The sequence below is a fragment of the uncultured Victivallis sp. genome, assembly GCA_944389935.1.
Taxonomy (GTDB): domain Bacteria; phylum Verrucomicrobiota; class Lentisphaeria; order Victivallales; family Victivallaceae; genus Victivallis.
Map to the genome: position 1 here is coordinate 1 of CALXOE010000021.1, position 14,912 is coordinate 14,912.

Annotated in this window: 11 protein-coding genes; 3 read left to right on the forward strand and 8 right to left on the reverse strand. The window is 57.7% G+C overall.

The annotated features are described in order from the left end of the window. From Q0J85_RS07915 to Q0J85_RS07930, 4 genes are all read right to left on the reverse strand, one after another. Positions 1–206, reverse strand: a 206-nt coding sequence (locus Q0J85_RS07915) for a hypothetical protein (protein WP_294480056.1), incomplete at its 3' end; no start/stop codon positions are given. A gap of 146 nt (positions 207–352) precedes the next feature. Further along, the gene (locus tag Q0J85_RS07920) at positions 353–1,096 is read right to left on the reverse strand and encodes a hypothetical protein (RefSeq protein WP_294480059.1); all 744 of its coding nucleotides are present in this window, start codon (positions 1,094–1,096) and stop codon (positions 353–355) included. Between the two features lie 18 nt (positions 1,097–1,114). After that, complete coding sequence (locus Q0J85_RS07925) at positions 1,115–1,267, reverse strand: hypothetical protein (RefSeq protein ID WP_294480061.1); 153 nt, start codon at positions 1,265–1,267, stop codon at positions 1,115–1,117. A 219-nt stretch (positions 1,268–1,486) separates the two neighbouring features. Then, entirely contained in the window at positions 1,487–2,203 is a 717-nt protein-coding gene (locus Q0J85_RS07930; protein ID WP_294480064.1) for a Fic family protein, read from the reverse strand. A 56-nt stretch (positions 2,204–2,259) separates the two neighbouring features. Here Q0J85_RS07930 and Q0J85_RS07935 point away from each other — a divergent pair, with 56 nt between their 5' ends. Then, a complete protein-coding gene (locus tag Q0J85_RS07935; RefSeq protein WP_294480068.1) occupies positions 2,260–4,749 on the forward strand; it encodes a hypothetical protein in 2,490 nt (829 codons plus the stop codon). 182 nt (positions 4,750–4,931) lie between these two features. Here the strand turns inward: Q0J85_RS07935 and mutS are convergent, their stop codons facing one another. From mutS to folB, 3 genes are read right to left on the reverse strand one after another with little or no spacing between them, the layout of a single operon-like run. Beyond that, positions 4,932–7,469 (reverse strand): DNA mismatch repair protein MutS, encoded by a 2,538-nt coding sequence (mutS, locus tag Q0J85_RS07940; RefSeq protein WP_294480072.1) that lies wholly within the window; start codon positions 7,467–7,469, stop codon positions 4,932–4,934. A gap of 3 nt (positions 7,470–7,472) precedes the next feature. Continuing rightward, positions 7,473–8,033 carry a flavin reductase gene (locus Q0J85_RS07945; protein ID WP_294480074.1) on the reverse strand — a complete coding sequence of 187 codons (561 nt, stop codon included), beginning with the start codon at positions 8,031–8,033 and terminating at the stop codon, positions 7,473–7,475. 5 nt (positions 8,034–8,038) lie between these two features. Beyond that, complete coding sequence (folB, locus tag Q0J85_RS07950; RefSeq protein WP_294480077.1) at positions 8,039–8,392, reverse strand: dihydroneopterin aldolase; 354 nt, start codon at positions 8,390–8,392, stop codon at positions 8,039–8,041. A 168-nt stretch (positions 8,393–8,560) separates the two neighbouring features. On the opposite strand from folB, the gene lepA reads away from it, so the two are divergent. Beyond that, a complete protein-coding gene (lepA, locus tag Q0J85_RS07955; RefSeq protein ID WP_294480079.1) occupies positions 8,561–10,369 on the forward strand; it encodes a translation elongation factor 4 in 1,809 nt (602 codons plus the stop codon). 24 nt (positions 10,370–10,393) lie between these two features. Then, positions 10,394–11,596: a signal peptidase I gene (lepB, locus tag Q0J85_RS07960; protein WP_294480082.1), complete on the forward strand. Its 1,203-nt coding sequence runs from the start codon at positions 10,394–10,396 to the stop codon at positions 11,594–11,596. A 411-nt stretch (positions 11,597–12,007) separates the two neighbouring features. On the opposite strand, the gene Q0J85_RS07965 is transcribed toward lepB, so the two are convergent. Beyond that, positions 12,008–14,911, reverse strand: a complete 2,904-nt coding sequence (locus Q0J85_RS07965; protein WP_294480084.1) for a beta-galactosidase — start codon at positions 14,909–14,911, stop codon at positions 12,008–12,010. Position 14,912 lies beyond the last annotated feature (1 nt).

Here is a 14,912-nt window from a genome sequence, read left to right on the forward strand (position 1 = left end):
ATCTGGTCGATAATTTCCGAGGCACGGCCTTTGGTGAGATTCTTCCAGTCTTCCGCGGAGAAGCGTTTCCAGGAACCATTCTTGATTGCGTGACCAATCGCGCGGCGCTGGCTGTCGGTCGCCTTGGAGTCCGGATCGGCGATCGTGAACTTTTTGGAGGGATTAGCGTTGCTGGCATTGCGGACGTTGTTCTGTGTGTTGTTCATCTTTTTGATTCCTTTTTGTTGGTTTATTGGGGAATTCGGTTCTTTCGCAAAGAAGCCGCGCGACGGATGAGACTTCATCCGCCGGTCAAGCGGCCGGAAGAACTGAATTTTGTTTTTAACTTGAAATGTTGTTCGATAACCAGACTTTATACTGTATGGCGCAACTCCCGGATGATTTGATACGGGCATTGGGCACAGTCGAGATTGCAGGGTTCCTGACCTCGCAACTTACAAACGGATTGCAGAGCATCACGCTTGACCAGAATCGCGTCACTTTTCCTGATCCAGTATTCTCCGTTGTTCCAGGCTTTACGCAACTCGGCAGAGGAGGAAAAATAACAAGTTTCCACGCCGCAAAGTTGGCAACGGAAGGCATATTGCTCCATCTGTTCGTTCCATGGGCAAAGACGCTTCAATACGGCGATATTTCCCATTGATTTGCAGGAACGGCACCAGAATGGCGTATCCGAATTATGGAACGACGACAATTTCGCCGGATCGGGTTCATAGCGGGAAAGGTTCTTGTTGAGATAATCCGAGGCATAGTATTGCAAAATCCCGCAGGCTTCACCCATGGTTTTCATCGCGGCAAGATCGCGTTCCAGCGTCTTGATCGTGCCGAAATGGAGCCGTTGCGTATGCCCGGACTCATCCAGATAACCGTTGAGCCAGGCGTCGATGTAGATGCCTTCCGAACCGCCGTAATCGACAGAGAAGATACAATTAAACTCATAATTGGAAATCGGCCGTTTATTTTTCTCCTCAAATTCACACGCGGAATCGTAGTCGATAATCCGGTCGAGTTCCTGCAACGCGCCGGCATCGCGTGCTGTTTTCAGAATACCTTTGAACAGGTCGATGGCACTGTCCCGTTTGATGTTTTCTTTCATGATCAGACCTCCTTGAGATTAAAATTCTTTTTCGAGGATCTCCTCAAGCATTTCGTATTCGCCGTTGGAGAGATAGCAGTTCCCGCCGAGGCAGGTGAATTCTTCCTCCCGACCTTCGATGTGTTTGCCATCGACAACCTGAAATCCGTAGATTCTTGCATACGCAGCCATTTTCTCATAATCCTTATTTTGATTTTAGTTTGAGAACTTCTGTTCTTTCGCCAAGAAGCCGCGCGGCGGACGGGAATCCGTCAGCCGGAAAAGCGGCGCAAAGAACAGAGGGACTGCCTATGCGTCAGCCTGGAAATGTTTTTGAATAGAAAAAGTGCCCGTCAATGGCAGGAGAATGAGGCAGCTGGAGATATTTGAATAAGACTTGTCTGGCTTGTCTTATACTTTGAATTTTTTACAGACTTCCCGGTAATGATCCTGTGCGGAAAGACAGGTGTCATCCAGATATTCCGGAATATCGGCATATTGCCGGAGACCGCGATAATAGAATAATTTGTGTTCGGAATCTATGATGAACGGAACCAGATCATGCGCGAGACATTCCTTGAACATGATCAGGCGGCCGACTCTGCCGTTCCCATCCTGAAACGGATGAATCCGCTCAAAACTGAAATGGAATTTTACAATGTCTTTCACGGTATAACTCTGCAAAGAGTGATAGGCACTCAACAAGGCACGCACTTCTTTCCCGACTTTCTTCGGTTCCGTCGTCTCCATTTCCCCGATTGTGTTGGGAAGTTTTTTGTATTGTCCGACCCGGAACCAGTCGAGCCGACTTTGCGAAGTTCCCTGTTTCAGCAGAAAATGATATTTCTTGATGATCTTTTCCGACAATTTTTCTTCCGCAGTATCCAGCATGTAGTCAAACGCGGCAAAATGATTGAGCGTTTCAATGATGTCGTCCGTTCGCACAGCGGAGTCTTTTTCACAGAGAACGGAATGAGTTTCATAAATATACCGGGTCTGATCATGAGTCAACTGATTGCCCTCAATCCGGTTGGAGTTGTAGGCAATCGCAATTTGCGTATAATGATACAGCCCGCCTTTGAGTTTCGCGTTCTTTTCCTGGCACAGCCGTTCCAAAATTTTGCTCATGATTCATCTTCCTTGTTCATCATGGAAATATACTTCCGAATCGTGGATTTTCAAACTTGCTTAAGTATGAAAAAGAGATACCGCCAGGACATAAAGGACAATGGCTTTACCTGCTGCATTGCGCGGCCTGGTTTCCACAAACCTCAAAAAAGGCCGGGACTGTACGGATTCTCTACGAAGACGGGTCCCATGATACTGTCGAAGTACACACACATCATGATGTCGGCAGTTACTGGTTTCCACAAGCGTGTCCGAATGCGGATGTCGGTTATCAGGGCAACAATCCCAGTGCGCCAGTCGGCTTGTATGTATCCAGCTTCCCCATTAAAAAGAAAGCTTTGAAACAAATCACGTTTGAAGCTGGAGACCGTTCCGTATGCTGGTTGATCGCAGGGGTCTCCCTTTCTTCCGTCGAAATCCCTCCAGCCGAGGAAAAACCGGTCGTGACGGGAGCAAACGATCAGTGGCGGATCATCCGGGACATCAGGACGATCAAAAACGGTTCCATTCTTGATCTTTCCGGGCTGCTTGATCCGCCCGCCGGGAAATATGGTTTCATCAAAACGGCCGGCGATCATCTTGAGTTTGAGCGGCTCCCTGGAAAAGCAGTTCGCTTCTACGGAGCAAACATCTGCAACGACGTCAATTTCCTTGAGCGGGCCGAAGCCGATCACCTTGCCGATGTCATGGCAAAAATCGGTTACAATCTGGTCCGCTATCATCATTATGATCTCTGGCTTGCCTGCGATGATGGCGGCCGGAATACCGGGGTTGATCCGGAACGTTTCGCTCGATTCGACTATCTGTTTGCCGCAATGAAAAAAAGAGGTATCTATTCGTCCATAGACCTTTTCACGCTGCGAAAACTTTCCCCTGCGGAACGACCGGAAATCGCGAAAAAAGAACTCTCTGCGGACGGAACCAAAGCCTTGTTCTTCCTGTCTGATACGGCTATGTCAAGCTGGGAGGAATTTGCGGAAAATTTTCTATGCCACATTAATCCGTACACCGGGATCGCCTACAAGGACGAGCCGTCGCTGATTTCGATCAGCCTGGTCAATGAGGACACCATCGTCGGAATTGTCAATGCAGATCCCGATGTTCGCAATCTCTACGAGCAGCGATTCAACAAATATATCAGAGAACAGAAGATTTCACTTACTGCAGAAAACAAGGAACGGTACTGGCTGAGATTCCTCAAAGAGACCTATGAACAGGGTTACCGGCGCATGGAACGTTTCGTACGTGGACTTGGAGTCAGGATCCCGCTCAACGGGCAGAACAACATCGCCGACAGTCTGCCGGAGATTCCAATCCGCAACGTCAGCGACCTGATTGACCTTCACGTCTACTGGCATCACCCGGTTTTTCTCAATCAACCCTGGTGCACACCAGTCGCAGTGAATAACGTCAGCGGGATCAGCGGTTATGCAGGAGGAGTAAATGAACTCTTCCCGGCCAGGATTTTCGGCAAGCCGTTGACCGTAAGTGAATGGGATTACGTCAATCCCAGCCGTTACGTCAATGAGGGGGGGATACTTTTCCCGGCGTATGCGGCATTGCAGGATTGGAGCGCCCTCATCCATTTTCAGTTGGCCGGCTGGGCTGCGCGAGTGCGCGAACGAGAGCAAAACCTGGCTTTGTTCGACATGCTGGGGGATCCATTGCGCCTGCTGTCGGAACGGGCCGGAGCTCTGCTTTATCTGCGGGGCGACGTCTCTCCGGCCATAGACGCTTTCCCCTTACTGATGACCACTCGTTATCTGGAGGACGACACAGCAGACCTCGGTCAAACCCCGGAAATCCTGCGTCGTCTCGGATTGATCGGCCGGGTCGGGACTTTCCTTGCTCCAGCCGAAAATATTTGTCTCCCCCGCGGAAGTCGAACGGCATTCGCGCTGCAGAATTCCTGGTTTGAGAAGCAGCTTGACATCCCGCTGAAACGTCTATCCGGGAAAACGGAGAAACAGCTTGCCGAATTATTTGCGGACGGAATTATTACCGCGGCGGAATACGATCCTGTCAGGCAGCGGTTTTCAAGTTCAACAGGAGAACTCGAACTGATTCAGAAAGATCGAACTTTCCGGGCAATCACTCCCCGCAGTGAAGCGTTCATCCTCGAGGCGGGACGGAAATTGGAGGGGAAATTCGCCCGAGTGGAAAACCGACAGGGAAATGGAGTTGTATTTCTCTCATCGCGGGACGGTTTGCCACTGGCGCAAAGCGGCCGGATTCTAATCCTTCATCTTACGGAAACAAGAAATACCAACCAGAAATTCACCTCTCCGGAGATGACTGTTTTTGAAAGCTGGGGAGAGCCCCCGCTGGTAGCCTGCCGTGGAGTCGTGCATCTGACGCTGGCATGTCAGAAGCCGAACTTCCGGATATATGCCTGCGACTTTGATGGAAGCCGCCTCAAGGAGTTACAGTTCAAAAATCAGAAAGACGGCAGTTTGTCTGTTGAACTCGATACATTTGCGTCCAGCAAACCAGTTTTCGTCTATGAGATGGTTCGAGAAGCGGAAGAGGAGGAGGAGGCCCCTTAACAACGTTTCAGCTTTTTCAAACGGCTGTTTTTCCGCAAATTTTTCGTAAACGGTCGTGTGCATAACAGATTGCATCACGACCGGCCTCTTTCCTTACGAATCAGGGGTCAGGCAGTTCCGCTCAAGCAGAAGCCGCCGAAAAGACAACGACCGCTCCGCATCTGGCGTGTGCTCTCCTGCTCTCACAGCAGCCGCAGCTGGATCATGTCGTCGTTCTCGTCGGCGTCGTTCCGGCTGCGCCGTTTCGACTTCACGGTCCGGCGCGGGAGGGCGGCCATCGCCTCGCGCGGAGCATCGGCGGTCTTTTCAAGCAGTTCGAGAATCACGTTCGCCCGGTCGATCACCGGCTGCGGAATCCCCGCAAGTTTCGCGACGTGAATCCCGTAGCTGCGGTCCGTGCTGCCCGGCACGATCTGCCGCAGAAAGATGATCTGGTCGCCGTACTCTTTCACCGCCACATTGTAATTGTTCACACCGCGCCGCGTCTGCGCAAGTTCAGTCAGCTCATGATAGTGCGTCGCAAACTGCGTGCGGCAGCGGCACGACGGATCGTCATGCAGAAATTCCGCCACCGCCCACGCGATCGAAAGCCCGTCGAACGTACTCGTCCCCCGCCCGATCTCGTCGAGGATGACCAGACTCTTCGGCGTCACGTGATTGAGGATGTTCGCAGTCTCGACCATCTCCACCATGAACGTGCTCTGGCCGCGCGCAAGATCGTCCGCCGCGCCGACCCGCGTGAAAATCCTGTCCACAAGCCCGAGCTCCATCGAGTCGGCCGGAACGAACGACCCCATCTGCGCAAGCACCACCAGCAATGCCGTCTGCCGGATGTAAGTCGATTTGCCCGCCATATTCGGACCGGTGATCAGCATCATGCGGTTGCGGTCTCCGTCGAGCAGACAGTCGTTCGGCACGAACTTCCCGGAACCGAGCACCGCGTCGAGCACCGGATGACGCCCCGCCTTGATGATGAGACGGTCGTCGTCGAAGATCTGCGGCCGGTGGTAACCGTGCAGCCGCGCACACTCCGCGAGACTCGCGAGCGCATCGATCTCCGCAAGCGCGTCCGCCGCGATCTGGATGGGACGGGTGTACTGCAATGCAAATTCACGCAGCTCCTGGAACAGCTGCACTTCGAGCGCTTTCGACTTCTCCTCCGCTCCAAGAATCCTGCTCTCGAGCTCCTTGAGCTCCGGTGTGATGAACCGCTCCGCGTTGACCAGCGTCTGCTTGCGGACATAATCCTCCGGCACCATCGCGAGATTCGCCTTGCTCACCTCAATGTAGTAGCCGAAGACCGAGTTGTACTTGACCTTGAGTGAACGGATTCCCGTGCGCTCCTGCTCGCGCTGCTGAATCTGCGAGAGCCACGCCTTGCCGTCGGTCGCGGCGCTGCGGAGTTCATCGAGTTCGGCGCTGTATCCGGCGCGGATCACACCGCCGTCCGAGAGCAGCGCGGGAGGATTTTCCGCAATCGCGCGCTCGATCCGGTCGACCAGTTCGGGAAAGAGTTCGAGCCGGCTGTTCTGTGTTTCAAGCAGCGGCACGTCGAAGATCGAGAGCAGACTCTTGACCCCCGGCAGCACGCCGAGAGAGACCGCCAGCGTCTGCAGATCGCGCGGATTCGCATTGCCGACGTTCAGCCGCCCGACAATGCGCTCGAGATCGCGCACGACGCCGATCGTCTCGCGCAGTTCCGCCAGCGTGAGCGGATCGTCCCGGAACGCCTCGACCGCATCGAGCCGCGCGACGATCGCATCGTGGTCGCAGAGCGGCCGCAGCACCCAGCCGCGCAGCTTCCGCCCGCCCATCGGCGTTTCCGTGTGGTCGAGAACTCCGAGCAGCGAACCGTTTTTGCCGGTGCCGAACATCGTCTCGACCAGCTCGAGGTTCCGCAGCGAAATCGAGTCGAGCTCGAGCGAGTGGTCGAGGCTGTAAAGCTCGATCCGGGTGATATGTGCCGCATCCTGCCGCAGGTTCTCGGTCGCGTAACGCAGCACCGCTCCCGCAGCCGAAACCGCATGCGGCAGATCGCGCAGCCCGAAACCGTCAAGCGTGGCGGTCTGGAACTGGCGCAGCAGAAACTCCGTCGCGCGGTCGACTTCAAAGAAATCGTTCTCGACCGTCGTCCAGAGCAGTTTCGCACGCGGCTCGGGACGACTCCCCTCCTCCTCGAACTGCGCATCGAGCCGATGGCTGATGACGCACTCGCGCGCTCCGAGGCGATTCAGTTCCGTGACGAGCTTGTCCGGCTCCGAGACGCAGCAGACCCGGAACTCCCCCGTGCTGATGTCGAGACTCGCAAGCGCCCAGTCCCCCCCTTTCCCCTGCACGAGACTGGTCAGAAAGTTGTTGCTCGATGGATTCAGCAGCGCGTTGTCGACGATGGTTCCCGGCGTGATGATCCGCGTGATCTGCCGCTTCACAATCCCTTTGGCCAGACGCGGATCCTCCATCTGCTCGGCGATCGCGACTTTCACCCCCGCCGCGACGAGCCGCGGCAGATAGGTGTCGAGCGCATGATACGGGAAACCGCACATCGGGTATCCCTGACGGCGGGTCAGCGTAAGTTCCAGCACGGAACTCACCCGTTCGGCATCCTCGAAGAACTCCTCGTAGAAATCCCCGAGCCGGAACAGCAGAACCGCGTCGGGGGGAATCGAGGCTTTCGCCTCGCGGTACTGCTGCATCATGGGAGTGAGATTGATGTCTGACATAGATTACTGCAACGCTTCCGGATTCACATATTTTTCATCGCCCGCGACCCGCACGACCTGCCCGACCATGCAGATATGGTAGTCGCGCTCGGGATAGTGTCTGCCGATGAGGCTCTTGTCGAGAAATCCGCGCCCGGAGAGTTCCGCGCGATAGAGTTTGCGGCACTCAAGCACAAGTTCCGCTTCCGCGAAAGAGGGCGCTTCGACCCGGACGGACGGGACGGGGGTGAGTCCGGCCCGCGCGAGTTTGTCGGGATTCTCCCGGCCCGAAACCCGCCCGAGCAGCATCAGCGCCTCGCGATACTCCGGCCCGAACGCCGAGAGCGTAAACGTGTCATACCGCTCGAGAATCTCTAGCGTATACCGCTGCGGCCGCAGAAACACCGTCACGGCGGGCTCCGCCCACATGCAGCCGAGAAATCCCCAGCCGACGGTCATCGCATTGCAGGGACCGCCGGGGAACTCTCCGGCCGCAAGCGCAAACCAATCCTCTTTCCAGGCACGGAATGGACGACAGACAAATTCCGATGGATTGATCTCTTTCCAGGTTTCAGAATCCCGCATATTGATTACTCCTTGTGAAATTCCAGTTCTACCGCGATGGAGCGGGCATATTTCGCCGCGCCGGGCTTGTCGATCCGCACCCGGACGAACCGGATCGGATCGTATTCGAGCGCGAGTCGTCCGACCGCACCGGCGAGCGCCTCGAGAAGTCTGAAATGCGATCCGGCCGCGAGCGCATGAATCCGCTCCTCAAGTTCGGCATAATTGACTGTATCGGCGAGTTCGTCGCTCGCCGCCGCCGCGGCAAGGTCGACCCCGAATTCGAGATCGAGTGTAATACCCTGCCGCCGTTCGCGCTCGGCCGGATAACAGCCGATCAGCGCGTTGACCCGGAGGCCGTTGATGAAAATTCTGTCCATATTCCCCGTCACTGAATTGAAAGCCCGGCAGCGCTCCCGCTCCCTGACCGGCATACAATACCACGATTTTCCGCTTTTCGCAAAAGCAAAAGTTGTTTTGCACCGGAAAAAGTGCTATATTATGAAGATAAAGGATGAATTTCACCGGTTGACAGACGACAAAAGAATATGGCAAAACTCGAACTGATCCGCAATTTCTGCATCATCGCTCATATCGACCACGGCAAGTCGACGCTCGCCGACCGGCTGCTCGAATTGACCGGGACGGTTGCGAAACGCGATCTTCAGGAGCAGCTTCTCGACGGCATGGATCTCGAACGCGAACGCGGAATCACGATCAAATCCCATCCGGTCCGCATGGAGTATCAGGCCGCGGACGGCAACACCTACGAATTGAATCTGATCGACACCCCCGGACACGTGGATTTCACCTATGAAGTTTCACGTTCTCTCGGCGCATGCGAGGGGGCGCTGCTGCTGATCGATGCCTCACAGGGGGTACAGGCGCAGACCGTCGCGAACGTGAATCTCGCATTCAAACAGAATCTCAAGGTGATCCCGGTCATCAACAAGATCGACCTGCCCGCCGCGAATCTCGACCTCTGCTACGAGCAGATGGAGGAGGTGCTCGCGCTCCCGCGCGAAGAGGCGCTGCTCGTCTCCGGCAAGACCGGCGAGGGCGTCGCGGAACTGCTTCAGGCGATCGTCGAACGCATTCCGGCGCCGACGGAACCCGCGATGGAGGGATCCGCCGCCCTTATCTTCGACTCTATGTACGATACGTTCCGCGGCGTGGTCAACTATGTGCGCGTCACGAACGGGACTTTCCGGCGCGGAACCCGCATACGGCTCTTCAACAACGGCATCGAGAGCGAAATCAAGGAGGTCGGCTTCTTCAGCCCTGAAATGCGCGCGGCGGACGAACTCTCCGCCGGCAGCGTCGGCTATCTGCTGCCGAACCTGAAGAGTCCCTCCGACACGAAAATGGGCGACACGATCACCGACGTGAAAAACCCCTGCCCCCATCCGCTGCCGGGATTCCGGGAGATCCGGCCGATGGTTTTTTCGGGCATCTACCCGATCGACACGGCCGATTACGACCAGCTCAAGGCGAGCATGGGCAAGCTGCAGCTCAACGACGCGGCGTTCCTCTATCAGGCGGAGACCTCCGCCGCGCTCGGATTCGGATTCCGCTGCGGATTTCTCGGGCTGCTGCACATGGAGATCATCCAGGAGCGGCTGCGTCGCGAATACAACTGCGACATCATCGCGACCTACCCGTCAGTGATCTACCACGTCTACATGAAATCCGGCGAGATGATTCCGGTGGACAACCCGGTGTTTCTGCCCGATCCCTCCGGAATCGACCGGATCGAGGAGCCGATCATCGACTGCCACATCATGATCCCGACCGAATACATCGGGGATGTGATGAACCTGGTCATGAGCAAGCGCGGAATCTGCACGAACACCAGCTCCGTCGACGCGAAGCATGTCATCATCTCGGCGGAAATCCCGATGCACGAGATTCTGATCGACTTCCACGACAAACTCAAATCGATCACGCGCGGTTACGGCAGCATGGACTACGAGCCCTCCGGCTACCGCGCCGACCGGCTGGTGAAACTCGACATTCTCGTGAACGGCGAACCGGTCGACGCTTTCAGCTCGATCGTCCACACCGACATGGCATACAGCCGCGGCCGCCAGCTTGCGGAACGGCTCAAGGAGGTGATTCCGCCGCAGATGTTCCAGATCGCGATTCAGGCCGCGGTCGGCGGGAAGATCATCGCCCGGGAGAGCATCCGCGCGCTGCGGAAAAACGTTCTGGCCAAATGCTACGGCGGCGACATCACGCGCAAACGCAAACTGCTCGAAAAGCAGAAAGAGGGCAAAAAGCGCATGAAGCAGATCGGCCAGGTGAACATCCCGCAGGAGGCGTTCGTCGCGGTACTCAAGGCGAACGATGACAACTGAAGAGAAAGCAGAGAGCGACGGCATATGATGAACTTCTGGAAACGGCACCGGGCGAAGAAACGCCTCGCAAAACTCAGGAACGAGATCAAGCTCTGCCGCCACAACGACGATGACCTGCTCTCGCAGAAGCAGAAAGAGGATCTCGATGCGCTGCTTCTCGAAATGCGGGAGACTCCCGCGGAGGAGGTGGATTCGCGTCTCGACGGCTATCTGTCGCGTTTCCGCAAGAGTGTGCCGCCGTACCGTTATCAGACGATCCGCGGGCTGCTTGATCTGCTGCTCGTGGTCGGGGCGGTGGCGTTTGGAATCCGGGCGCTGTTTCTGCAGCCGTTCCGGATTCCGACCAGCAGCATGCAGCCGACGCTGTTCGGAATTCACTATATCGACCGGGAGACGAAGGTCAATCCGCTGCTCGGGAAACTGCCTGCGCCGCTGGAGTGGCTGCTCTTTTCGACCCGCCGCGCGCAGGCGCAGGTGCAGAGTCCGGGAGAACTCGACCCGGAGTCATTCCGCACCACCGGGACGCTTTCCGACACGACCTCGTTCACGATCGGCAACACGCGCTACCGGCTCCCGGGCGACGCGCGCAAGGTGATCGAATATGCCGATCTCGAGGCGGGGCGGCGTTACCGCACCGGCGACACTCTTGCAGACGGGTTCGTCTCGATGGGGGATCATCTGTTCGTCGAACGATGGAGCATCTATCTGGCGCCGCTGAAGCGGGGTGACGTGATGGTGTTCACGACCGACGGACTCACGGCACAGGGGCGGAAACTCTCCGAACTGAGCGGATTCTTCTACATCAAGCGCCTCGTCGGTCTGCCCGGAGATACGCTGCGGATTGTGAACAATGTGCTCGAAGTGAAGCCCGCGGGGGAAGATCAGTTCCGCCCGATCTACGAGATCGCCCCGATCTTTGAAAAACTTTACAGCGGCAAGGGCGGTTATCAGGGACACCTGAGCGGCATGGGCGACCTCATCGCCTCGCCCGGGCAGGAGTATGTCGTTCCGAAAGATCACTACTTCATGATGGGGGACAACTCGCGTTTCAGCCTGGACAGCCGTTTCTTCGGGGCGGTACCCCGGAAGAATCTCGTCGGCAAGGCGTGGGTCGCGTTCTGGCCGTTCACGCGCCGCTGGGGTCTGATCGACCGGGTCGGCCCGGTCGACGCCCCGACCGGAAAGCCGGTCAAGGATATGACATTCCCGGTCATGTACCGGCAGTGACACTCCGCGTCGCCCGACGGCGGCGCAATGCCGGAGAAGTTTCTCTCCCCCGGCAAAATCCGGGACGCAGATTCAACGTACCGGGGTGATGCTGTTATGGCAGGAGGGGCACTCGCAGGTGACATTCTCCAGTTCCGGGGGACACTCCTGATGCTGTCCGCAGCAGGGGCAGATGAATTTGAAATCCGTCAAAACCCGGGGTGACGGAGCCGGAACCGGCGGCAGACTCTGCAGAGTCTGGAAGATCGCAGGTCCCGCCGAATGCGGGAGGCCCGCAAACTTCTTTTGCAGAACAAGTCACTATCGCGGAAATCGCAAACCGCCCGGGATGGAGAAATCCATTTCTCTGCTCTCACATCTTGAAACGGGAGACCGGCCACTCTCCTGACGGAATTTCCGGGGGGAAGCGGTTCAGTCGAAGACGATCAGCGGGAAACGATCGAAGTTCTTCCATTCGCTGATCCCCGGAGCCAACTGAATGAACCCCTCACGGAGATCGCCGTCGTTGTCGTTGACGAGCAGATTGAACCGGACTCCCGCAGACAGCATGGAGTCGTCGAGGCCGAATGCGTCGAGCGCGAGCCTGGCCCGGTACGAAGTGCGGCGCAGCGTCTCATCCCGGTGCGTCGTCAAAGTGATGCCCTTTGCCGCTGTCGCGGCATCGAGCCCGGACGGGGACTCCCAGACAAAGCTGTCCGGACGGCCGTTGCCGAGCCGCGCCAGTCCGATCTTCCACGCTCCGGCCCGGCCCGGAACGGCGAGCGCAAACTGAATGCCGTCCCCTTTCCAGGTACCGGTTCCGCGCTCTTTCTGGATATGGATGTCATCGGAAACCGCGACGTAAAGCTCCAGAACACCCGGCTCGCGACGCAGATAGATCGAGGCCGACAGATCATCTTTCCCCGTCCAGACCCGGTCGCGCAGACTCGGATCCCCCTCGCAGAACGAGACCACCTGTTCGGGGCGATCAAGCACAAAATCCGGTCTGCGGCGGTACTTTCCATCCCCCGCCGGAATCCGGACCGCCGGACGGAGAGGCACGTCGAGTGTCCCGGAAAACGACGTTCCGGAAATCGTATAATCGAGCCTCACGGAGCCGACATCAACACCACGGCGGATCAATCCGGAAAAATCCAGCGTCCGCCGCCCGCCGGGAGCGAGCGTGACAGCCGTCTCCGCCGGAGTGACGGCGACACCTTTCTCCGGCACAAAATGCAATTTGAATTCCGCCTGAATGTCCAGAGGATTCGCGATCTCTGCCGTCAGCCGGAACGGCTGCTCCGGGACGGCCGCTCCGGAGGAAAACGTGACCGGCGAATCCCGCAATTCGGCCCGGGAAGCGTCTGCCAGGCGAATGACCGCCGGTTCGGCGGTGATGCCGACCAGTACCGCGCCATCAGAAAGCGGCAGCGGCATGGAATTCCCCATCATATCGATGCGTTCCGCCCGGGCCGCGTCGGTGGCGACGGCGATGATTCCCCCGGCCCGGTTCGCCTCGTTCCAGACCGCCAGCAGCCGATCTCCGCCGTTCCGGAAGAGAAAACCGTCGCACCCGTCCGGCAGCTTCAGCTCCCCGAGGCAGGCCGCCCCGCGAAACCAGCGCGCCAGCATGTGGTAGACGCTGAGCACCGGTTTCGCCTGAAAATCATTGGTCAGCAATCCGAAATGGTACTCGGGATCGTTCGGAGCGAAACCGTCGTTCCGCAAATCGTACCAGTTGTAACCGATCGCCCCGCGACTCCAGGAAAAAAGCAGTTTCTTGAACAGCGCCGCGGCCTGTTCGCGCTCGGTTCCGCCGATGGCGCTGACGGCGGTCTCATTCGCATACCACGGGATTCCGACACCGGCCTTTTTCCGCAGCGGCAGCAGCCTCTCATCGATCTGGCGCGCATACGTCGCGTAATTCGCGTGGCCGTGATAGGCGTGAACATCGAAGAACCGCCATCCGTCCCGCATCGCCTTGAACTGAAACTCCGGATCGCGCCGCCCGGGATGATCGCCGAGTCCGGCGAAACCGGCACTGAAAACGATCAGCTCTGGATCGGTACGGCGAACCGTTTCGCTCGCAGCCTTTGCCAGATCGAGGTAGTCTTCCACGCCGAAGTGGCTGAATGCGTAAAGATCCGGTTCATTCCAGACTTCCCAGATCCGGATGCGCCCCTTGAAGTGTTTCACGGTGGTTTCGACGTAGCGTTTCCACGCCTCGAGCTCGGGCTTGGCGCGACTCCAGGCGTGATAACTCGGGGCATTCCAGGTCTCTTTCGGCGCGGCCCAGCGCGTGCAGAAGCCGAACATGCCCTGAACTTCGATGCCGTAACGGCCGAAGAGATCGACAATATGGTCGAAACGTTCAAAACGGAACTGCTCAGGCGTCGGCTGGATCTGACTCCAATCGACTCCGCTTCTCAGATACCGGACTCCGAGCCGGGCCGCAGCCTGCGCCTCAAGTTCCTGCTCTCCCTCCGCCCAGCGGTCCGGATGGGAACACACGCCGAATGCGAAATCCCCTTTCTGCGGACGGTAAGCCGGGAGCTCCGGCAGAACCGCGAAACCGGCTTCCCCGCTGCGGGAATCCTCTCCGGAACGAATCGTCCACCCGAGCGTCCAATGCCCGTTCAACGGCAGTTTCTCCGCAACCGGGAAAACAGTGCTCTCTCCGGCTGCGAGCGTCTGCTCCCGGCGAAACGGAAGCGCTCTCCCGTAAAACGCGGTCAGATTCCCGGCAATGAGGAACGGCAGCGGCCGGTCCGCGCGGTTGGTCACCCGGAGACGCACCGGCTCTCCCGGCATGAACAGCGCAAGGCGTCCCGGCAGATCCAGCGCGACCTCGAATGCAGCAGCCGGATCGGTATCGGCAGACAGCGCGGCCTTGTGCAGCGTCAGATCCACTCCGCTGCCGTCGGTGACCAGTTCGATCCCCTCGAATTTCACGGCGCCCTTCCGATCCAGAGCGGTCCGGCAGACATTTTCACCCGGCACCAGAGGAACGATCCCGGTTTTGAACGCCTCCCCGTCGGCGGCCGCGAGCAGCCGGATTCCGGCCCTGCCGGTCGAGTGCAGTGTGCACTCGATCACCACACCGCCGGGAGAATTGTGCGTGACCAGAGTGAACTTCCGTTCCCGCAGAACGATGTTCCGGGCATTTCCCCGAATGCGCACCCCGGGATTCTCCGAGACCATCTTCCCCTGACCGGAATAAAACGAACTCGTATAACGCTCATACCGGTCAAATGCGAGCCAGGGAAATTCCGCCGGCACGGCGAATCCGGCAACCGGGAGCAGACAGAGCAGAAAGAGAGCTGAAAACCGCAGCATG